The organism is uncultured Brevundimonas sp. (assembly GCF_937870815.1).
Lineage (GTDB): Bacteria > Pseudomonadota > Alphaproteobacteria > Caulobacterales > Caulobacteraceae > Brevundimonas.
Map to the genome: position 1 here is coordinate 1 of NZ_CALMZS010000058.1, position 19,729 is coordinate 19,729.

The window sequence follows — 19,729 nt, forward strand, 5'->3', positions numbered from 1 at the left end:
GAACGGCCTGGTGGTGATGTCGTCGATCCGGCAACGGCTCGACGACGGAATGGAGCTGACCCGCTCCATCATCGAGGGCTGCATGGAGCGGGTGAGGCCGGTGATCATGACCGGCCTGGTCCCGGCCATCGGTTTCGTGCCTATGGCCCTGGCCCACGGCACCGGCGCCGAGGTGCAGAAGCCTCTGGCCATGGTCGTGATCGGCGGTCTGATCACCGCTACCATCCTGACCCTCCTGGTCCTGCCCGCTATGAGCCGGCTGGTCCTCGGGTTGACGGAGAAGAAAAACCCCGCGCCTTCCCAAGACACTCTGTCGGCCCCCCTTCCGGCGGAGTGATCCCGGCCCGCGCCGCCGACCCCCCGGCGGCGCGGGTTTCTTTTTTTCATGGAGAAACGTCCCCATGCCCGGCCCCATCAAAGTGCTGAAAATCTATACGGACGAAGCCGCCTACTTCGGCGATCACAAGGTGTTCGAGGTCGTGGCGGCGCGGGCCCGGGCGGCGCAGGTCGCGGGAGCGACGGTCGTTCGGGCCCTGATCGGCTTCGGTCACACGACGCACATGCATCGCCGCCATGTGCTTGACGATGACCAGTCCGTGATCATCGAAATCCTCGACGAGGAGATCAAGCTGCGAGCCTTCGCGGCCTCCCTGTCCGATCTGGAACATATCGGCCCCATCACCCTGCAGGAGGTCGAGGTTCTGCATTGGCCTCCCACCGAGGCCGCGGAAACCGCGACGCCCCATGGAGACACTTGATGGGTCACGGGCACGATCACGGCGCGGAAGACCTGCCTGACGGCCGGTTGATCGCCGCCGTGGCGGTCAACGTTTTCCTCACGGTCGCGCAGATCATCGGCGGGGTGATCTCGGGCTCGCTGTCGTTGATCGCGGACGCCCTGCACAATTTGAACGATGCGGCGTCTCTCGCCCTCGCGCTGGTCGCTCGCAAGCTCGGGCGCCGGCCCGCCGACAAGCTGATGACCTTCGGCTACGGACGGGCGGAGGTCGTGGCCGCGCTGATCAATCTCACCACCCTGGTCATCGTCGGCCTCTATCTTGTTTATGAGGCGGTCGCCCGGTTCCTCGATCCCCAGCCCATCGACGGCTGGATCGTCATCTGGGTGGCCAGCATCGCCCTGGTGATCGACGTCGTGACCGCGGTCATGGTTCACGCCGGGGTCAAGAGCAGCCTGAACATCAAGGCGGCTTTCCTGCACAACGTTTCCGATGCGCTGGCGTCTGTCGGGGTGATCGTCGCCGGCGTGCTGATCCTGCTCTACGACCTCTATGTCGCCGACCTGATCATCACCTTGGTGATCTCCGCCTATGTCCTGTGGCAGGGCTTCTCCCTCCTGCCCAGGACCATCCGCATCCTGATGGGCGCCACACCGGATGATCTGGAGTTCGACCGGATCGTCACCCGCCTGCGCGCCGTGCCGGGGGTCAAGGACATCCATCATGTCCACGTCTGGAGCCTGGACGAACACAACCGCTCGCTGGAGGCGCATATCGTCCCCGACACGGGATCGATGGACGCGTTTGAAGGGACCAAAACCCGAATACGCGCCATATTGAGAAGCGACTTCACGATCGCCCACGCCACGCTTGAACCCTGCACGGCTGACGCCAGCAGTGACCCCGCGGCGGTCAAGGCCCATTCCCGGCAAGGCCACGATCATGACCATTCACACACGGACGGTCCGCAAGGACATGAGCATTGGTCGCGAGCCTCCTGATGGGCGGCGGTTTTGGATCTACTGACGTTGTGCGCCTTGTGGCCCGGGTGATCCGGCATAGTGCTGCGGAAGGACTTGACGATTGACGGCTCGAACCTCGGAGAACCACCAGCAGCGACGGACGCTGCTGGTGGTTCTCATCCTAAACGCGCTGCTCTTCGTGGGTCTGGGCGCCGGCGGCATCCTAGCCGACTCCAGCGCCCTGCTGGCCAATGCGGTCGATAACGGAGCGGACTCGGTCGTCTATCTGATCAGCTTTCTCGCGATAGGCCGCGCGCTGTCGTGGAAGAAGGGCGCCGCTCGTCTCTCCGGCATTCTGCTTCTGGTTTTTGCCGCCGGGGTCGTTGTGGACGTTGGGCGGCGGTGGTGGTTCGGCGCCGAGCCCGTGGGCTGGACCATGATGGGTCTGGCCCTCGTCGCGGCGATCGTGAACTTGGCCTGCCTGTTGTTGTTGAAACGGATCAGCTCCGACGACGTGAACATGGAGGCCGCCGAAACCTTCAGCCTGAACGACTTCGCCGCCAACGGCGGCATTCTTGTCGCCGGCGGGCTCGTGCTGTGGCTGGACCAGACTTGGCCAGACCTCGTGGTCGGGCTGTTGGTGGCGGCGCTCGCAATCAAGGGCGGCGTCGAAATCCTGCGAAACGCCGCTCGCACCGAAGACACGGAGGAGGCGGTTCGATGAGTTCGCCCAAGACCGCACACCCCGCCGGAGACGGCCACGACCACGCAGGAGAGAAGGCGGGAGGCGATCCGCACGCCCATGGCGGTGTTTTCGGATCGAACACCGAGGTAATCTTCGCCGTGTCGAGCGGCGTCGCACTGGCGCTGGGCTTCGGACTGGAGAAACTGGTTCCAGGCGTTCCGGGCTGGCTGCCTCTAGGCCTGTATCTGGTCGCCTATGCCTTCGGCGGCTTCTTCACGGTCAGCGAGGCTTTCGAAAACCTCCGCAACAAGCGCTTCGAGATCGACACCCTGATGCTCGTGGCCGCCGCCGGCGCGGCGGCTCTGGGAGCCTGGGCCGAGGGCGCGCTGCTCCTGTTCCTGTTCAGCATCGGCCACGCCCTTGAGAACTACGCCATGGGCCGCGCCAAACGCGCGATCGAAGCCCTGGCCGACCTGGCGCCCCGCACGGCCCATGTGCGTCGCGGCGACGAGGTCGTGGAGTTGCCGGTCGAGGAGGTCGAGGTCGGCGACACGGTCGTGGTGCGGCCCAACGAACGGCTGCCGGCGGACGGGTTCGTTGTGGTCGGCGCGACAAGCATCAATCAGGCCCCGGTCACCGGCGAGAGCATGCCGGTCGATAAGCAGCCCGTCCCTGACCCCGCTGCGGCTCGCGCTCGACCCGCCCAGATCGCATCCGCCTCAATCGTCTTCGCCGGCACCATCAACGGAGCTGGCTCGATCGAAATCGAGACGACCCGCAAATCCTCCGACACGACCCTCGCCAAGGTCGTCCGCATGGTCAGCGAGGCGGAGACCCAGAAGTCCCCGACCCAGCGGTTCACGGACCGGTTTGAGCGCATCTTCGTCCCCGTCGTGCTCGGCCTCGCCTTTGTCCTGCTCTTCGCCTGGGTCGTGGTCGACGAACCGTTCCGCGACAGCTTCTACCGGGCCATGGCGGTCCTGGTGGCGGCAAGCCCCTGCGCTCTCGCCATCGCCACGCCCAGCGCCGTCCTCTCCGGCGTTGCGCGGGCGGCCCGGGCAGGCGTCCTGATCAAGGGCGGCGCGCCGCTTGAAAACCTGGGCTCGCTCAGCGCCATCGCCTTCGACAAGACCGGCACTCTGACGGAAGGGCGGCCCCGCATCATGGACATCGTGCCCGCGGGCGGCGCGAGCGAGACTGATCTGCTGGTGACCGCCGTCGCCGTAGAACGGCTGAGCGACCATCCCCTGGCGGAAGCCATCGTGCGTGACGGCGTGGAGCGTCTCAAGGGCGCGGCGACGCCTGTGGCGTCTGAGTTGAAGAGCCTGACCGGGAAGGGCGTCACCGCTCAGCTTGAGGGCTCAACGGTCCTGATCGGCAAGCCCGAGATGTTTGGCGCCGACGGCGTTGCTCCCCTCGGCAAGGAGGCAGAGGCGGCCGTGACGCGGCTCCGGCTGGAGGGGCGCACGTTGATGGTCGTGCGCCGGGGCGAACGCGACCTTGGCGTGATTGGCCTGCTGGACACGCCGAGAGCGGCAGCGCGCACCACGCTGGAGGCCCTGCGCGCGTTGGGGGTGTCTCGGATGATCATGATCTCCGGAGACCACCAGAAGGCGGCCCAGGCGATCGCGAGCCAGGTCGGCCTTTCCGAGGCCTGGGGCGACCTCATGCCCGAAGACAAGGTGGAGGCTATCAAACGGCTGCGCGCCGAGGGCAAGATCGCCATGGTCGGGGACGGTGTGAACGACGCCCCCGCCATGGCCACCGCGACCGTGGGCATCGCCATGGGCGCGGCCGGTTCCGATGTCGCGCTGGAGACGGCCGACGTCGCCCTGATGTCCGACGATCTCTCGCAACTGCCGTTCGCGGTCGGGCTGAGCCGCCGGACCCGCAGCATCATCCTGCAGAACCTCATCGTCAGCCTCGGCATCGTCGCCTTTCTCGTGCCCGCGACCATCTTCGGCCTCGGCATCGGGCCGGCCGTGGCGATGCACGAGGGCTCGACGCTTCTGGTGGTGTTCAATGCGCTGCGGCTCCTCGGCTATCGCGATGCGGCCGGCAGGGCCGGTCCGTCGACTGGCGTGTCCGCCGCGGCGGCTCCAGACCCGAAGGGAACGGTCGCATGAAGCGCCTCGGATGGGTGTCCGTCATCGCCGTCTTCCTTGCGCTGTCGGCCTTCGCCTTTGGCATGTTGTCGGGACGGTCACGGCATCCGGCGGAGGCGGCGCCCCCGTCATCGGCCCGGGATGTCGGTGCTCCTCAGCCCCAAAGCACGACACCGGGGGAGTCCCCCTCGACGCAGGCCTATCGGGAAGCAAGCGACCGGATGCACCAGGGCATGGCCATCGCCTATACGGGCGACGCCGACATCGATTTCCTTCGCGGCATGATCGCGCACCATGAAGGCGCCATCGCCATGGCGAAGATCGCAGTCGAGCACGGCGAGGCTGAGGACGTGAAAAGCCTCGCCCGCGAGATCATCGCCGCCCAGGAGGCCGAGATCATCCGGATGAGGATCTTGCTGGCGCGCCATGAGGACGCCCCGCAAACCGGCGTCGGGTCCTGACGCCCGTGACCGCAAACTATTTATGTCCGCCCCCGAGGCCGCATGGTGCGACGATGTGGTCCCCGGCCCCGTACCCGCGAGTCCTTGAATGACAAGCGGCCCGGGGCAATGTCGTGTCTGTTGGTTCGGCTCAAGCCGCGATGACGTCCCGCTGATCGCTTGCGCTGGGCCTCGCAGCCCCGGCCCCGCACCTTCCCGGACGCGTCGCCGCGTCGTCGCCGCCCTGGATTCCATGTCTCAGTTCGATCCCCGTACCCGGCCCGCACGCTTGGCGCCGCACCTCCTGACCGTCGCCGCGGCCATGGCGGTGGCGCTGCTGTCGGGAAGGGTCGAGCAGCCGGTGCGGGCCGAGGCCGATATCACGCTGTCGCCGGCGCAGGTAGCCGCCCTCGAGGCCAAGGCCCTCGCCGCGGCCAGCGCCCCGGCCGGATTGACGACTCCGGAAACGGTTCCGGTGAAGATCCGCAGTGGCGAGACCTTCGAGCAGGCGGTGCAGCGCACAGGGATCGGGGCCGGGGAGACGCGAACGTTGATCGATACCCTGGCGGGGTCGGTGGACGTCCGTAACCTCCGGCCCGGTCAACGCTTCGAGACGGCCATTTCTCGGCACCGCGCTCCGCGGAGCGATCGGCACCTCATCGGTCTGACGCTTCGAACCGGCCCGGCCAGCCAGCTGACGGTTTCACGCAGTTTCGATGGCGCCCTGCGGCTCCGGTCGCTGGAGGAAACCATTCTGCAGGAGACACGGGTCGCCAAGGGCCGGGTTGCTGGACCGCTCGCGACATCCCTGCGTACGGCGGGCGTGGATGCGGCCGTTCTGCGCGCCGCTACTGACCTCGTGTCTCTGGCTATCAGCGGGTCAGGCGTGAAGGCCGGCGATCCCTTTGCCGTGGCGTTCGACCGAACGGTGACCGAGGGCGGGCGCACGATCGAGACCGGCGCTCTGGTCTATGTAGCCATCAAAGGCCGGGCTCTCTACCGCTTCAAGCCGGAGGGTGCGCGCAGGGCGGCCTATTTCGACGCGGCCGGCGTGCCCATTAGCCCTCAAGGCATGCGCACACCGCTGGACAGCATGCGGGTGAGCTCCGCCTTCGGCCCCAGACGTCATCCGATTACCGGCCTCGGCAAGAGCCACACGGGCACGGATCTCGCCGCTGGCATGGGAACGCCCGTGCGCGCACCCGCCGACGGGGTCGTGGTCGAGGCGCGGCGCTGGGGTGGTTACGGCAACTGGGTTCGCATCCGGCATCCCGGCGGCCTCGAGTCGGGCTTTGCGCACCTCTCCCGGTTCGCTTCCGACCTGCGCGCGGGACAGAGGGTGAGCCAGGGTCAGGTGGTCGCTTACGTCGGATCGACAGGGGCGTCTACGGGGCCGCATCTACACTACGAAGTCTGGGAACGGGGCCAAAGGGTAGATCCGGCGGGCGTTACCTCGGCCCGTGGCCCGGGCCTGGCCGGGCCCGACCTGGCCACCTTCCGCGTCGAAAAAGCCCGGATCGACCGTATCCTCGCCAGCGGGGGCCAGCGTCGCTCCACACTCGATCGCGTGGTGACGTGAGCCGGGTCGCGCGCGAGTTTGTGGAGGTCGGCCCCGGAAGTGGTCGGACCGGCCTGATGCGCGGGCCCCAGAGAGCGTATCTGGGCCTGACGAGCGCTCCTCGCCGCTTTGTTCTGGCCGGCGTCGTCCTCCTGGCGGTGTTCACGGTTTTGCTTGCATCCGGCGCGGCGGCCGCGTTCGAAGCCACAGCCTCCTGTGAACGGGTGGTCGCTCGCGCGGACCTGCTCGACCCGGTCGGGCCGGCTTCGGAACCGCCCGGTCCGGATTGCCTCCGATGCTGTGTGATCCATTGCCAGACCCTGCCTCCCGCCACGCGTGACCCTGTATTCCCCGATCGGCCGCGCCCCGCCCGCTACGTTCTGTCCGATGATGCGGCGGTGGCTTTCCGGGCCGAGGCCGCCGATCCGCCGCCCCGCGTTTGACGGGGTCGCCGCCACGCTCTCGTCCTGTTGCGAGTGGTTGGCGGCGGGCGGCCTTGTCGGCGCCCGCTGATCTCTGGATCAGCCCGCGTGCCTGGCGGGGGCCGCATCCTTCAGGCCTTTGCCGCGCGGACCTCGCGCATCACTCGGCAGGGGCCGGAACATTTCCCATCATCGGCTTGCGCCGGAAGGCGCTGGTCTTGAACCCTGTCTTCGAGGAGACACCCAATGCTTTTCCCAAGAACCGCTCCCAGGTCAGAGCTGACCCGACGTCGCGTGCTCTGCCTGACGACCGCCGTCGCGGCTCTCACCCTGTCCGCCTGCAGCGGATCACGCCAGATCGCGCCTGCCGAAGGCGACATGGCGCTCGGCGCTCCTGAGGGCGCCAAGGTCACCGTGGTGGAATACGCCTCGGTGACCTGCAGCCACTGCGCCGCCTGGCAGGAAGAAGTCTGGCCCGGTTTCAAGGCGAGATATGTCGACACCAACAAGGTTCGGTATGTGTTCCGCGAGTTCCCGACCGCGCCCCAGGCGGTCGCAGTCGCCGGCTTCCTGATCGCCCGGTGCGCTGGGGAGAGGCAGTATTTTCAGGTGATTGACCAGGTTATGGCGAGTCAGGAAGAATGGCGGGCCGGCACGCCGCCGAGCCAGAGCCTCCAGCGGATCGCCACCTCCGCCGGCCTTAACGACCAGCAGTTTCGCGCCTGCGTCAGCGACCGCGACGCCATCGCCGCCATGGATGAGCGCATCAAGGCCGGCCTGGACGCGGGCGTAACCGGCACGCCGACCTTCTTCGTCAACGGCGTCAAGATCGCCGATTCCTCGCTGGCGGCGCTGTCCGCCGCCATTGATCCCCTGCTGGAGGGCTGAGCCCATGATCATTCGTCCCTTGCTGGTCGCGTTTGGCCTGATGGCCTTCGTCGCTCCGCCGGCCTGGGCGCAAACCGCGCCTGAACAGGCGAGGGCGGCGCTCGCGGTCGTTCAGGCCCAGGATCGCGTCCTCGGTCGGTTCGACGCGCCGATCACCGTGATCGAATACGCCTCGTTCACCTGTCCGCACTGCGCAACCTGGCACCAGACCGTGCTCCCGGCCTTCAAGGCGCGGTTCATCGATTCGGGACAGGTCCGGCTGGTGTTCCGCGATTTGCCGACCGCGCCTCAGGGTCTTTCTGTTCCGGCGGCGGCCATGGCGCGCTGCGCGGCGCCGGAGGCCTATTTCGAGGTGGCCCAGGCGCTGATGGACGGGCAGGCGGCCCTGCGGGCCGGCGGCGATCCGAACGCCTGGATGAGCCGGGCCGCCCAAACGGCGAGGCGGCCCGTGACGGAGCTGCAGGCCTGTATGAATGACGCCGCCACCCAGTCGGCGTTGAACGCGGGCGTGGAGGCGGCGGTGGCGGGCGGCGTCACCGGAACGCCGATGTTCCTCGTCAATGGCCGGCTTGTCGAGGACAGCTCCCTTGAGGGGCTGGCCCGCGCGATCGACGACATCCCTCCGACCGTCGAATAGGCGGCTTCGACCGCTCCACGGCGCCTTGACCGGCCGAGCCGTCGGTGAAGGCGTCTGGACGGCCCGGCCCGGCCCGGCCCGGCCCGGCCCGGGGAGGCGAGTTCAGCCGGTCAGGCTTTGGTTCACGGCCGCGACCGGGAAGCCGTTGCGATAACCTTTTCTTGCCCGAGCCTGCGTAAGCTGGGGCATGGACCGCGTTCCACCCGCATCGGCCGACCGGACGCCGCCGCGCATCGCCCGCGGCGGCTGGCTCGACGCGCTCCGCTTCATCGTGGGGGCGATGATCATCCTCTACCATTTCCGGGAGGCCGCACCGGTGCCGCTGGGACAGCTGCATCCGGTGTTCGACCGCGGCTATCTTCTGACCGACTTCTTCATCATCGATTCCGGCTATATCCTGGCCCGCATCTACGGAGACCGGCTGGCCGCCGGGCAGGCGTCCCTACGAGCCTATTCGCGTCAGCGACTCCTGCGCGTCATTCCGGCCCACCTCGCAGTCAGTCTCATTCTCGTGGCCATCGTCGGCGGCGCAGCGCTCACCGGCGTGGCGCCCAGCAATCCGCAGTGGTTCGACTGGTCCCAGCTCCCCGCACAGGTCCTGCTGCTCCAGGCCTATGGCGTGCCGGGCGGGCAGGGCTGGAACGCGCCGACCTGGACGCTCTCGGCCCTGATAGGCTGCTACCTCCTGTTGCCGTGGATCTGCCGCGCCCTGTGGCGCTGGCCGCCGGCCCTGGTGGTGATCGGCGCGACCGCCCTGCTGCTGGTGGGCAACGCCGCCGCTATCCTGTGGCTGGGCGATCCCCTGTATCGGTTGCCGCTGTGGTTCGGCATCCTGCGCGCCCTGCCGCTCTTTCTGCTGGGCGTCGCCGCGGCCTTCTATGGCGCGCGCATCTACGTCTCGCCGCGCCTCGCCGGCACGATCGGGTTCGGCGCCGCCCTCGCCCTCGTCGCCTCGCAGGCGTTCGGAGCCTTCAGCCTGCTCGCCCTGGGGCTGATGACGGTCATCATCTGGGCGGCCGGGGCGGTTCCGGTCCGCAAGCCGTCACGCCTGATCGAGCACCTCGCCCTGATGTCCTTCTCGATGTTCCTCACCAATGAGGTGAGCCGCATCGTCTGGTTCGGCCTGCTGGAGGCGCTCGGCCAGGACAGGGGGGCCGCCGATGTCCGCTGGGCGCTCTGGACGCTGGGTTTCATCGGCGCTTTTGCCGCCGCGGCGGTGTTCCGCTACGGCTTTGACCGCCCCGTCCAGAGATGGCTCAATCCCTCAGGATCGACACGGACCCGACGGGAGGCGGCGATCCTTCACGGATCGACGCGGGGGCCAGGGGCCGTTGTGACGACCGAACAGCGAGTCTGAGCGGTCTTCCCAAGCGGCGCGGAGGCTGGACCGCCCGACATCAAGACATATGAGCCGATCCTGCGGAGTAGCCAACGCGTCCGGGCGGCTGAACAATCGGGACCTATTCGACCTTCTCCAGAGGGCACGGCTGACATCGTCCTTCGGCCTCGATCGTGATGTGGTCGATCGTATAGCCCAGCGCCGCCGCCGCCGTGACCAAAGGCGTCGCCCCGGAAGCCGGAATTTCCCGCAAGGCGCCGCAGCATTCGCAGATCAGGAAGGCTGGGGAGTGGGCGGGCAGGTCGCGATGACACGCCACATAGGCTTTCAACGTCGAAAGTCGATGGGCGAGACCCATCCTCTCCAGAAACTCCAGCGCCCGGTAGATCGTAGCCGGCTTCGCCACGCGACGATCCGCGTGAAACCGCGCGACCAGATCATAGGCCTTTACCGGCCCGTACGCCTGGAGGAGAAGCTCCAGCACCCGACGTCTCGGCTCTGTCAGGCGCCCCCCGGTGGCGGCGACGCGGGCCACGGCGGCGTGCAGCGCGTGCTGCACCTGTGCGTCCGTCCGCGATTCTGTTGTCCGGTCGTGCGGACAAGGGGCGGTCATGGGGCAATCGGTCCAGCAAGCGCGATGGATAGGCCAGAAGCCGTAAGGTGAACACGTCTGGCGGAGTGGCGGAGGTTGTTCGTCGCCCTCCCATGCGCCGCATGCAAGGTCGGCGTATCGCCCGGAAGTTTTCAGCTCCCGGCCGCCGGTCGTGACTTTTTCGCTTGCTCCTCCAGTTACTAGAGCCAGTAGCGTTCGTCGCTATCGACAAGGAGCAGACATGACGACGCAGACCATCGAGAGCCGATATCGGGTCACAGGCATGGACTGCGCGGGCTGCGGCGCCAAGATCGACACCGCCGTCCGCAAGCTGCCGGGAGTGGAGGAGGTCGCGGTCGCGGTGCAGACCGGGGTGCTCAAGGTCCGCCATGACGGCGCCGTCACCGACGAAGCGGTCCTGGGGCAGCTGCGGAGCCTGGGTTATGGCGGGGAGCCGGTTATGCCGGCGACAGGGTTGGCTCCGACGGCCGCCGATCCCGCCCGCTCACCGCGCAAAAGGGGAGGCGGGCCGTGGTGGTGGACCGGAAAAGCGCGCCTGACCGCGCTCTGCGGCCTGGCGCTGCTTGTCGCCTATGGACTGGGCGCACTGTTTCCCGCCGTCGAGCGGTACGCCTTTCTGGCGGCGCTGGCCGTGGGCCTTATTCCGGTGGCGTCCCGCGCGTTTTCAGCCGCCCGCTACGGCACGCCCTTCTCCATCGAGATGCTGATGACCATCGCCGCAGTCGGCGCGGTCTTTATCGGCGCCGAAGAGGAGGCCGCCGCCGTCGTTCTGTTGTTCCTCATCGGCGAGATGCTGGAAGGCGTCGCAGCCGGGCGCGCGCGCAAGAGCATCGAGGGTCTCGCCGCCCTGGTGCCCAAGACCGCCTACGTCGAAGTCGATGGCGTGGCGACCGAGGTCGGCGCCGAAACCCTGGAAGTCGGGGCGACGATTCTGGTTCGGCCCGGCGACAGGGTGCCGGCCGACGGCGATATCCTCGAAGGCGCGGGCGATCTGGACGAGTCTCCGGTGACGGGTGAAAGCGTGCCCAATCGCAAGACCGTGGGCGATCCAGTGTTCGCGGGGACCATCAACGGGGCCAGCGTGCTGCGCGTGCGTGTCACGGCCTCGGCGTCCGACAATACGATCGCGCGGGTCGTGCGGCTCGTCGAGGAGGCGCAGGAGTCAAAATCGCCGACCGAACGCTTCATGGACCGGTTCTCTAAGGTTTATACCCCGGGCGTTCTCGTGTTCGGGGCACTGGTCGCGGTGGCTCCGCCGCTGCTGTTCGGCGGGGCGTGGAGCGAATGGATCTACAAGGGCCTTGCGGTCCTGCTGATCGGTTGTCCCTGCGCCCTCGTCATTTCCACCCCGGCCGCCATCGCTTCCGGCCTGTCGGCGGGCGCGCGACGCGGCCTGCTGATGAAGGGCGGGGCGGTGCTCGAGACGCTCGGGAAGATCACCGCGATCGCCTTCGACAAGACCGGCACACTGACCGCCGGCAGGCCTGTCGTCACCGACGTCGTAGCCGGGACACGGGACACGTCCGCCGTGCTGTCCCTGGCGGCGGCGCTGGAGACGGGATCGAGTCACCCGCTCGCAATCGCCATCCTCGCACGGGCCAGGGCTGACAAGATCACGCCGCCGCCGGCCGTCGCGACCCAGGCCATCGCCGGCGAGGGCATGGAGGGCGAGGTCGCCGGTGAGCGGATCTTCCTCGGCTCGCCGCAGGCCGCGGGCAGACGCGCGTCCATCTCGTCGTCCCAGGACGCCGGGATCGCCGCCTTCAATGCCGAAGGCAAGACGGTATCCGTCGTCGTGATGGGAGGTGAGGTCGCGGGCTACCTGGCCATGCGCGACGAAGCCCGGCCAGACGCCGCGTCGGGCCTGTCCAATCTGAAGGCGCGGGGTATCCGCACCATCATGTTGACCGGGGATAATCGCCGCACGGCCGAGGCGGTCGCCGCCGGGCTTGGCATCGAACCACGGGCGGAACTGCTGCCGCAGGACAAGCTGCTGATCGTCAAGGCCCTGCAGGCCGAGGGTCTGGTCGTCGCCAAGGTGGGAGACGGCATCAATGACGCCCCAGCCCTGGCCCAGGCCGATGTCGGCATCGCCATGGGCGGGGGCACGGATGTGGCTCTGGAGACGGCCGACGCCGCCGTCCTTCACGGACGCGTGCAGGACATTCCGGACATGATCGCACTGTCGCAGGGTGTGATGGGCAACATCCGGCAGAACATCACCATCGCCCTGGGACTGAAAGCCGTGTTTCTTGTCACCACGGTGATTGGCGTGACCGGTCTTTGGCCAGCCATTCTGGCCGACACCGGAGCCACGGTGTTGGTCACCGCCAACGCGATGCGCCTGCTCCGCTGGAGGCCGGGACGCTGAGCGGTTGCCATCAGGGATTGGCGACTTTCGCACCCGGCCGAAGATGAGTTTCAGCGCCTCGACGTCAGGCGCCGTTGTGACGGCCGAACACCCGGGTTGAGCCGTCGTTCAGGATCAGCACGGTCGTATAGGGTTCACGCTCCGCAGCTTCCATTCCCGGCGAGCCCCCCGGCATGCCGGGGGCGCTCAGGGCGCGCGCGGCGGGGCGTTCGCGCAGCAGCCGATCAACGTCGCCGGCCGGAACATGGCCTTCTATGGCGTAGGCGCCCACGACCGCAGTGTGACAGGAAGCCAGCCGGTCGGGAACGCCATGCCGCGCGCGGATCGGCGCCAGGTCCTCGCGTTCGATGACCTCGACGGTCCAGCCCGCCTGGCGCATGTGGGCGATCCAGCCGCCGCAGCAGCCGCACCAGGGCGTCTTGTAGGCGGTCATCCGTTTGTCCGGGGCGGCGTTGGCGGCTCCGACCATGGCGGCGAGGGGAAGGCCGACAAGCAGAGCGCGGCGGGTCGGAAAAGAGCGGGTCTGGATCATACTGGGTCTCTTCAGGGCAGGATGGCAGCATGGACGCTGCGTCTCCGCTTGGCTATGGCGTCTGACCGATACCGGTCTCGCCATTCGATCAGCCGTTGCGCTGGCCGCCACAAGTCACGGCGCGTCATCAGCCTTGAGCAGGCAAGGGTGGCGGCGTATCGATCCGGGGACAGAATGGATCAACGACGACCGCCGCACCATGCCGTTACAGCGCGGCGTTCAATGGGCGCCGGGACTGGCCCATGAGTCCTTTCCGATGAGGCCGAACAGGGTCGCAGCTCATGGATGTTGAACGCACTATCGATATCAAGGCGCCTGTGCAGGACGTCTGGGCGATCCTCAGCGACATCTCCGGATATCCGCGATGGAACCGCTCCATGCAGCTGACCCTCGACGAGGAGGGCGGCGATTATATCGCTTTCGCCGTGCCCGCCACGACCAAAGCGGGAAAGCCCTATCAGTGGCGGTTGACGGGCAAGCTCAGCCCTTTTCGAGAACCTGAACAGGTCTCCTGGCGGCTCGGCGTCACCGGCTTTATGTTGCTGATCATGGTGATTGATCTGGTTCCGCAGGGAGGCGACACCCGAGCCCGCTTCCAATTGCACCTCAAGGGTCTTATGGCGCTCTTCGGCCGGCGAGCTCTGGTCGGCTTGTTGGCCGTGCCGATCGCGGGCGCCCTTCGCGACCTCAAGCGCGCCGCCGAAGGCGGGGAGGGTCGGCTGCGCCCCAAAGCCGTGGGCAAGGCACGGATCAAGAAGCCGCGGCGCCGCTTCCGGTGAGGCGCCAGCGCCCCGCTCGTTCGCCCGGAGCGCAGCTGAGGAGGACAAGGTGCGAGGAAGCGGTCTCGGAGCAAACGCGAACAGGGGCTTCGAAGGCTTGATCAAAATGGCTGGCCTCATCGGCCCGGACGGGTGAACCCCGCCGCGAGCCCCGCCGCGCCTCGGTGGCTCACGGCACGATCGAGGTTTTCTCGCGGGTTATGTCTTCGACCTACCTGTTCTGGCGGAAAGCCATAACAGCGTCGCGACCCCGCAGACGATCGCCGCGTCGGCCAGGTTGAACGTGGGCCAGCGCCAGTCGCCCAGGTGCAGGTCGAGGAAGTCGGTGACCGCGCCCTGGCGGACTCGGTCGATGATATTGCCCAGCGCGCCGCCAGCGACGGCGCCGAGCGCCAAGGCCAGCGGCCTGCGGCGAGTGCGCCAGGCGACGATAAGGACCGCAGCGGCGATGACGCCGGTGAGCGCCACCAGCAGCCAGCGTCCGGTTTCGCTGTCGGCCGAGAGGAGGCCGAAAGTGACGCCGCGGTTGAAGCTGAGGTCGAGGTCAAGGAAGGGCGCGATCTCGACCGGGGCGGTCAGGGTCTTCGCCCAGGCCTTGGTGAGCTGGTCGATCCCGGCCACGACCAAGGCAAGGGCGACGGTCGCCAGTCTGATCGATCGTTCGCCGCCCTGACGGACGGCGGGGAGGGGGGGAGCCGGATTCTGGTCGGTCATTGACGATCTCCTAACTTGCGCGGGAAACGGGGTCACGCGGCTTCTCGGCTCGATACAGGGAAATTGAACCCGTGGCGGTCGCGATCACCGCCCGCTCCTCGACGCCCTCAAACCCGGCCTCCGCGATCAGGTCGGGCAGGCCGCCGGCGGCGTTCAGCCGGGTGTTCTCGACCCCGTCGAGGGCCTGGACCTGGCGGAAGAGAAGCCGCATCCACGGCGTACGCTGCCAACCATAGTCGGCGATGTGCAGTTCCCCGCCTGGCCGCATGGCGGCGTGAATGGACGCCAGTCCGGCGCGCTTGCCGGCGATCGGCACCTGGTGAAACACGAGGCTGGACACGACCTTGTCCACCCGGTCCCGGCCGATCAGGTCCGAGACGTCGCCCGCGAAGCCCTGGAGGAATTCCATGTCGGCGCCGCGGCCGAGGGCCTTGGCTCGCGCCGGGTCCAGCACCTCCGGATCGGGGTCAATGCCGATCATGTCGGACCCGGGTGCCGCGGCCTTGATCAGGGTCGCGAGCGTGCCGGTGCCGCAGCCGACGTCGACGATCATTTCGCCGTCGCGTGGCGCGATCTGCGCCACGAGAGCCGCCCGCCAGACGGTCTCCGCGTCATCAGGGCGATCGTGGCGTCATACAGCCCGGTCAGGCTGCGATGCCCGAGAGCCGGGGTGAAGTCAGCCGGGGATGCAGGACGAGTCATGAAGCCTCCAGGATCAGGCTCCATGCTGCATCCTCCAGTAACTAGAGGATCAAGCGGTGATTTCGTCCTTCGCCCGGGGAGGGCCCCTAGCCCTGGATCTCTGCCTCGGCCCGGCTCTTCCGGTCCGCCCACCAGAAGCCGACGACGATGGCGGTAAGCGCGAGCAACTGAGCCACGAGGCCCTCCCAGGTCGGGAAGAGGCCGAGGATTTCCACGCGGGGCAGGGCGGCGAGCGGATGGACGTCCATGACCCCCGCCTCCTGCAGCCCGGCCACGCCCTTGCCCGCGAGGATCACCGCCAGGGCCGCGATCAGCAGGGCGCTGTAGGCGAAGAACTGCGAGATCGGCAGTCGCTTGCTGAAGATCAGCAGCCCCCAGGCGATCAGGGCCAGGCAGACCACCGCCAGCGCGGCGCCGCCGAGCAGGGCGCCCTGGGTCCCCTGACTCCAAAGAGCGGCATAGAAGAGGATGGTCTCGAACACCTCGCGATAGACTACGATGAAGGCCAGCAGGAACAGAAACCAGGCCGAACGCTTCGACAGGGCCGCCGACAGCTTGTCGCGGATATAGGCCTGCCACGCGCCGGCCTGGGCCTTGCCGTGCATCCACACCCCCACCGACAGGAGGACGACGGCGGACACGAGCGAACCGATGCCTTCGGTCAGTTCGCGGCTGGCGCCGCTGATCGAGATCAGCCAGGTCGCCGCCGCCCAGGTGACGCCCCCCGCGACGAGCGCGGCGACCCAGCCGCCATGCACGTACGGAAGCACGTCCTGGCGCTCTGCCTTGCGCAGGAAGGCGATCATCGCGATCACGATCAGCAGGGCCTCCAGCCCCTCGCGCAGCAGGATGGTGAAGGCCCCGAGAAAGCTCGACAGGGCCGAGGCCTGGGAGGGCGCGAGCGCCCGGCCGGCCTCGTCGAACAGCCCGCTCAGGGTCGTGACCTGTCCGGCCACCTCGTCGGTGGGAGCCCGGCGGTTGAGGCTGGCGCGAAGCTCGCCCATCGCGGCCTCGATCCGGGCCATCAGCTTGCCGTCGCGGGCCCGCAGCAGCGGCTCCACGGGCTCGAAGCCGTCGAGATAGGCCGAGAGGGCCAACTCCTCGGCCTTTCGCGCGTCGCCGGCGCGATAGGCGGCCAGACTCTCGGCGAGCCTGCGGCGGGCCAGGTCGAGCCCGTCCGTGCTCCCGACCGCGAGGGCTTCCGGATGGCTGCGCAGATAGGCGACCCCCTCGTTCGCCCGAGGCTCCCCGAGGCGGGCCGCCAGCGCCGCCGGCGTGACCTGGGTCAGGGCCTCGAGGTCCGGCACGGCGGCCCGCAGCTTGGGATCGGCGCGCCAGGCGCGCTCGCCCGCACGGGGGGCTTCCCCGGCGTAGGCGAAGCCGCCGACGTAGAAGGCGAGCGCCCAGCGGTCTTCGGCCGACAGGTGGGCGAAGCTCGCCATGGCGGTGCCGTCCAGGCCCTGGCCGATCACCTGATAGAGACCGAACAGGCTGCGTTCGCGGGCGCGGTCCCGATCCGTAAAGGCGATCGCCGGCGGTTCGAGCCCGGCGGCGCCGGGGCCGTCGCCGCGACCGGTGACGCCGTGGCAGACGGCGCACTGTTCGGCGTAGAGCGCCGCGCCGCGCCGCAGGTCCGGGATCGCCTCCGGCGCGAGGGGCGTCGGATAGGCGGCGAGAAGGTCGTCGGCGAGGCGCCGCGCCTGTCGGGCCACCGTTTGGGGCGTCTCGCGCGCCTCGATCGCCGCGATCAGGGCGGACGACGCGGCGAGGAGCCGGGGCTGGGCCTCATGGGCCGGCAGGGCGGCGATGCGGGTGCGCACCGAGGTCGAGAACTCGCGCATCTCGGCGTATTCCGCCTCGCTGATCACCCGGCCGCCGGAGACGGCGCCGGGATAGTCGACGGCGATGTAGTCCAGCAGCCGCCAGGCGGTCTCCGCCCCGGGCGTCGTCGTCTGGGCCGCGGCGTGTTGGGGTATCGCGACGCCCAGCAGCAGGGCGAGGACAAGGAGGAGGCGAAGCGTCGCCGGCATGACGGAATCCCGTTCTTAAGATTGGGTCTCAATAGCAGCATGTGATCTCAAGCCGCCAGAGGATCAAGAGGCGCGCGCCACGATTTGCAGACGATCGGCGCCGCGGCTCCGCTTTCTCACAGGCGGTTGGGCGGAGTGGCCGTCGCTGCAGGGAAGGCGCGAGAGGCTCCGATGGCCAAGGACCGAGCCTGGCTGCGCGACCCGGGCGCCTGGACTCAGCTTCCCAACTCTTCGATGACCGGACAGCGGACCGCCACTCCGTCGCTGCAGTCGGCGACGGCCTGCCTCAAGACCCGCCGCAGCCGCTGCAAATCCGCGATCTTCGCATCGACGCTGGTGATATGATCCTGCGCCATGTCGCGCACCTCGCGGCAGGTTTCGACCCCGGGTTCACTGAGGGCGATCAGGCGTCGGATGGCGTCGAGCCCGAACCCCAGTTCCCGAGAGCGGCGGATGAACCGGAGCCGCTGTCGGTGTTCGGGATCGTAGCTGCGATGACCGCCCGGCGTCCGACCGGGCTCGGGCATCAGCCCGATGCGCTCGTAGTAGCGCACCGTTTCCAGGTTCACGCCGGCGCTCTCCGCCAGCCGTCCGATCGTCAAACCGCGTCCCGACATTTTTGCTTGATCCCGTAGTCGCTACGGGTTGCATCCTACGGGTCTATCGACCGAGGAGAAACCGTGGACTTGCCAGAAACACGCCGGGCGGGACGACCGGAAATGGCTGTCAGCGCGACGGCCGCCGTTGGCGCCGCGGCGTCTGTTTTCGCCTGGGCGGCCTGCTGCGTTCTCCCGTTGGCGCTTTCGCTCGCGGGTCTATCCTTCGCCGGTGCGGCCCTGATCGCCGGTATGCGGGGCTGGCTGACCGGCCTTGCGATCGTCGTCCTGATGGCGGGATGGGTGCTGCACTGGCGCCGCCTCCGCATGTGCAGGCGCGAGGCGTCCTGCCGGCGGCCGTCGCGTGTGGCGGCCGGTCTCCTTGTGGTCGCGACGGTTCTGGTGCTGCTGTCCTTGGCTTGGCAGCCCTTCATAGAGCCTTGGGCCCTGCCGCGGCTGGCGGCGGGTCTGTGACCGTGAAGGTGGAATTGCGGTCCACGCTGGTCTGTCCGCATTGCGGCCATCAGGCGACCGAGACCATGCCGACCGACGCCTGCCTGTATTTCTACGACTGCCTGGGCTGCGGTCGGAAGCTGAAGCCCAAATACGGCGACTGCTGCGTCTTCTGTTCCTACGCGGATGTCCCCTGTCCGCCGATACAGGTGGATGGGAAGGCCTGTTGCGGTTAGGTTGATGCGTGGGGCCGCGCAGCCATCGCCTTCGTCTCGAGCAAGGATTTGGCCGCCAGCCTCCGGGCTGTTTCGGGCGAAACTCTGGACTATGCTCCGGGTCATTTGCGGCGGTCGCACCAGCGGCGCCTATCCAGGAGACGGTGGTGACGGGCGAAGTCGTCGAACTGTTTGTGTTGAGGAGCGGCGATCGGTGGACCGTCATGTCCGAGGGCGTCGCGCGAGGAATTTTCGACTACCAGGTGGATGCCGAGGAGGCCGCCATCCGGCTTGCCCAAGGTGTGCGGGCCAAAGGAGGTGCCAGCGATGTCATGTCCCCGGACCGGGGAAGCCAGATGCGCAGGGTCTGGCCAATCTAGCTCGATCGCGCACAATGATTGCCGTGGCGATCTGAGGGGAGCGTTCTCTCCTCGCCGACGTTGTCGGTCAGCAGGCATGAGATTTCGGGGAGAGTCCAGATGACGATCAGGGACGAGGTTGATCATGCGATGGACGCCTATCACGGCGACGACCTGCAGTACGTCACGGTGGGTTTCGATCAGTGGGACCAGTTTTGCCGCGAGGTCGGGCTGACGCCGGCGCCCGACTATCCCGGCTCCTCCGATGTCGAGGTCAGCTATCGCGGCATGAGCGTTCGGCCGGGAATGTCCCCGGATGAGATCGTCCTCGTCACCGGCGGATAGCGCTCGCGCAAAGGGCAGGAAAGGCTGAGCGAGGTCGCGCCGGTGGCCGCCGAACGAAGCAGGGTCGTTCCGCGGCGCGGTCGGTTGACCTCAAGGTGCTCGGCCTTTGTCTTTGGCCTATGCGGACGTCATCGACCAATCATGACTCGCTGACCCGGTGCTACCGGCCCAGCATGCGTCGGCACTGGGCGTGGGTCATTCCCATCGGGCTCACGCCGCCGCTCTTTTCAGCGCTGTGGCTGTGGGT

22 protein-coding genes are annotated in these 19,729 nt (G+C 68.0%); 16 read left to right on the top strand and 6 right to left on the bottom strand.

Going from position 1 to position 19,729, the window contains the following annotated elements; genetic code table 11:
• The 10 genes from Q0588_RS03610 to Q0588_RS03655 all read left to right on the top strand — a co-directional run.
• A partial coding sequence (locus Q0588_RS03610) for an efflux RND transporter permease subunit (RefSeq protein ID WP_298743856.1) occupies window positions 1–337 on the top strand: 337 nt, incomplete at its 5' end.
• Window positions 338–401: 64 nt separating this feature from the next.
• A complete protein-coding gene (locus tag Q0588_RS03615; RefSeq protein WP_298743858.1) occupies window positions 402–758 on the top strand; it encodes a DUF190 domain-containing protein in 357 nt (118 codons plus the stop codon).
• 47 nt (window positions 759–805) lie between these two features.
• Complete coding sequence (locus tag Q0588_RS03620; protein WP_298743860.1) at window positions 806–1,738, top strand: cation diffusion facilitator family transporter; 933 nt, start codon at window positions 806–808, stop codon at window positions 1,736–1,738.
• Between the two features lie 82 nt (window positions 1,739–1,820).
• Window positions 1,821–2,423, top strand: coding sequence for a cation transporter (locus Q0588_RS03625; RefSeq protein ID WP_298743862.1), 603 nt, complete (start codon window positions 1,821–1,823; stop codon window positions 2,421–2,423).
• Window positions 2,420–4,510 (top strand): heavy metal translocating P-type ATPase, encoded by a 2,091-nt coding sequence (locus tag Q0588_RS03630; RefSeq protein ID WP_366872565.1) that lies wholly within the window; start codon window positions 2,420–2,422, stop codon window positions 4,508–4,510. The genes Q0588_RS03625 and Q0588_RS03630 overlap by 4 nt, the downstream gene beginning before the upstream one ends.
• Window positions 4,507–4,950: a DUF305 domain-containing protein gene (locus tag Q0588_RS03635; protein WP_292128884.1), complete on the top strand. Its 444-nt coding sequence runs from the start codon at window positions 4,507–4,509 to the stop codon at window positions 4,948–4,950. Before Q0588_RS03630 ends, Q0588_RS03635 begins: the two co-directional genes overlap by 4 nt.
• 232 nt (window positions 4,951–5,182) lie before the next feature.
• Entirely contained in the window at window positions 5,183–6,508 is a 1,326-nt protein-coding gene (locus Q0588_RS03640) for a peptidoglycan DD-metalloendopeptidase family protein (RefSeq protein ID WP_292128881.1), read from the top strand.
• A 695-nt stretch (window positions 6,509–7,203) separates the two neighbouring features.
• A complete protein-coding gene (locus Q0588_RS03645) occupies window positions 7,204–7,797 on the top strand; it encodes a DsbA family protein (RefSeq protein ID WP_292128879.1) in 594 nt (197 codons plus the stop codon).
• Window positions 7,798–7,801: 4 nt separating this feature from the next.
• Entirely contained in the window at window positions 7,802–8,434 is a 633-nt protein-coding gene (locus Q0588_RS03650; protein WP_292128876.1) for a thioredoxin domain-containing protein, read from the top strand.
• A 187-nt stretch (window positions 8,435–8,621) separates the two neighbouring features.
• A complete protein-coding gene (locus Q0588_RS03655; protein WP_292128873.1) occupies window positions 8,622–9,791 on the top strand; it encodes an acyltransferase in 1,170 nt (389 codons plus the stop codon).
• Window positions 9,792–9,894: 103 nt separating this feature from the next.
• On the opposite strand, the gene Q0588_RS03660 is transcribed toward Q0588_RS03655, so the two are convergent.
• Window positions 9,895–10,332: a Fur family transcriptional regulator gene (locus tag Q0588_RS03660; RefSeq protein WP_298743867.1), complete on the bottom strand. Its 438-nt coding sequence runs from the start codon at window positions 10,330–10,332 to the stop codon at window positions 9,895–9,897.
• Between the two features lie 274 nt (window positions 10,333–10,606).
• Between Q0588_RS03660 and Q0588_RS03665 the strand changes: the two genes are divergently transcribed.
• Complete coding sequence (locus tag Q0588_RS03665) at window positions 10,607–12,757, top strand: heavy metal translocating P-type ATPase (protein ID WP_298743868.1); 2,151 nt, start codon at window positions 10,607–10,609, stop codon at window positions 12,755–12,757.
• A gap of 64 nt (window positions 12,758–12,821) precedes the next feature.
• Here the strand turns inward: Q0588_RS03665 and Q0588_RS03670 are convergent, their stop codons facing one another.
• Window positions 12,822–13,289, bottom strand: coding sequence for a DUF411 domain-containing protein (locus Q0588_RS03670; RefSeq protein ID WP_292130289.1), 468 nt, complete (start codon window positions 13,287–13,289; stop codon window positions 12,822–12,824).
• A gap of 281 nt (window positions 13,290–13,570) precedes the next feature.
• Between Q0588_RS03670 and Q0588_RS03675 the strand changes: the two genes are divergently transcribed.
• On the top strand, window positions 13,571–14,068 hold the full coding sequence (locus Q0588_RS03675; RefSeq protein WP_298743872.1) for an SRPBCC family protein: 498 nt from the start codon (window positions 13,571–13,573) through the stop codon (window positions 14,066–14,068).
• Between the two features lie 198 nt (window positions 14,069–14,266).
• Here Q0588_RS03675 and lspA read toward each other — a convergent pair whose 3' ends face one another.
• The 4 genes from lspA to Q0588_RS03695 form a co-directional block, all read right to left on the bottom strand.
• Complete coding sequence (lspA, locus tag Q0588_RS03680) at window positions 14,267–14,782, bottom strand: signal peptidase II (protein ID WP_298743875.1); 516 nt, start codon at window positions 14,780–14,782, stop codon at window positions 14,267–14,269.
• A gap of 10 nt (window positions 14,783–14,792) precedes the next feature.
• A complete protein-coding gene (locus Q0588_RS03685; protein WP_298743877.1) occupies window positions 14,793–15,365 on the bottom strand; it encodes a class I SAM-dependent methyltransferase in 573 nt (190 codons plus the stop codon).
• A 205-nt stretch (window positions 15,366–15,570) separates the two neighbouring features.
• Window positions 15,571–17,514, bottom strand: a complete 1,944-nt coding sequence (locus tag Q0588_RS03690; protein WP_298743879.1) for a cytochrome c/FTR1 family iron permease — start codon at window positions 17,512–17,514, stop codon at window positions 15,571–15,573.
• 215 nt (window positions 17,515–17,729) lie between these two features.
• Window positions 17,730–18,131, bottom strand: a complete 402-nt coding sequence (locus tag Q0588_RS03695) for a helix-turn-helix domain-containing protein (RefSeq protein WP_298743881.1) — start codon at window positions 18,129–18,131, stop codon at window positions 17,730–17,732.
• A 177-nt stretch (window positions 18,132–18,308) separates the two neighbouring features.
• On the opposite strand from Q0588_RS03695, the gene Q0588_RS03700 reads away from it, so the two are divergent.
• The 4 genes from Q0588_RS03700 (at window position 18,309) to Q0588_RS03715 (ending at window position 19,482) form a co-directional block, all read left to right on the top strand.
• On the top strand, window positions 18,309–18,584 hold the full coding sequence (locus tag Q0588_RS03700) for a hypothetical protein (RefSeq protein WP_292130279.1): 276 nt from the start codon (window positions 18,309–18,311) through the stop codon (window positions 18,582–18,584).
• Between the two features lie 2 nt (window positions 18,585–18,586).
• Window positions 18,587–18,799: a GDCCVxC domain-containing (seleno)protein gene (locus tag Q0588_RS03705; RefSeq protein ID WP_366872569.1), complete on the top strand. Its 213-nt coding sequence runs from the start codon at window positions 18,587–18,589 to the stop codon at window positions 18,797–18,799.
• A 146-nt stretch (window positions 18,800–18,945) separates the two neighbouring features.
• Window positions 18,946–19,158 (top strand): hypothetical protein, encoded by a 213-nt coding sequence (locus tag Q0588_RS03710; RefSeq protein ID WP_298743885.1) that lies wholly within the window; start codon window positions 18,946–18,948, stop codon window positions 19,156–19,158.
• Between the two features lie 99 nt (window positions 19,159–19,257).
• Window positions 19,258–19,482: a hypothetical protein gene (locus Q0588_RS03715; protein ID WP_298743887.1), complete on the top strand. Its 225-nt coding sequence runs from the start codon at window positions 19,258–19,260 to the stop codon at window positions 19,480–19,482.
• Window positions 19,483–19,729: the final 247 nt, after the last annotated feature.

Bases quoted from the DNA above. Each gene is read 5' to 3' on its own strand.
- Q0588_RS03615 (WP_298743858.1), top strand. From the start codon at position 402: ATGCCCGGCCCCATCAAAGTGCTGAAAATCTATACGGACGAAGCCGCC.
- Q0588_RS03630 (WP_366872565.1), top strand. From the start codon at position 2,420: ATGAGTTCGCCCAAGACCGCACACCCCGCCGGAGACGGCCACGACCAC.
- Q0588_RS03635 (WP_292128884.1), top strand. From the start codon at position 4,507: ATGAAGCGCCTCGGATGGGTGTCCGTCATCGCCGTCTTCCTTGCGCTG.
- Q0588_RS03640 (WP_292128881.1), top strand. From the start codon at position 5,183: ATGTCTCAGTTCGATCCCCGTACCCGGCCCGCACGCTTGGCGCCGCAC.
- Q0588_RS03650 (WP_292128876.1), top strand. From the start codon at position 7,802: ATGATCATTCGTCCCTTGCTGGTCGCGTTTGGCCTGATGGCCTTCGTC.
- Q0588_RS03655 (WP_292128873.1), top strand. From the start codon at position 8,622: ATGGACCGCGTTCCACCCGCATCGGCCGACCGGACGCCGCCGCGCATC.
- Q0588_RS03665 (WP_298743868.1), top strand. From the start codon at position 10,607: ATGACGACGCAGACCATCGAGAGCCGATATCGGGTCACAGGCATGGAC.
- Q0588_RS03670 (WP_292130289.1), bottom strand. From the start codon at position 13,289: ATGATCCAGACCCGCTCTTTTCCGACCCGCCGCGCTCTGCTTGTCGGC.
- Q0588_RS03675 (WP_298743872.1), top strand. From the start codon at position 13,571: ATGGATGTTGAACGCACTATCGATATCAAGGCGCCTGTGCAGGACGTC.
- lspA (WP_298743875.1), bottom strand. From the start codon at position 14,782: ATGACCGACCAGAATCCGGCTCCCCCCCTCCCCGCCGTCCGTCAGGGC.
- Q0588_RS03690 (WP_298743879.1), bottom strand. From the start codon at position 17,514: ATGCCGGCGACGCTTCGCCTCCTCCTTGTCCTCGCCCTGCTGCTGGGC.
- Q0588_RS03695 (WP_298743881.1), bottom strand. From the start codon at position 18,131: ATGTCGGGACGCGGTTTGACGATCGGACGGCTGGCGGAGAGCGCCGGC.
- Q0588_RS03715 (WP_298743887.1), top strand. From the start codon at position 19,258: ATGACGATCAGGGACGAGGTTGATCATGCGATGGACGCCTATCACGGC.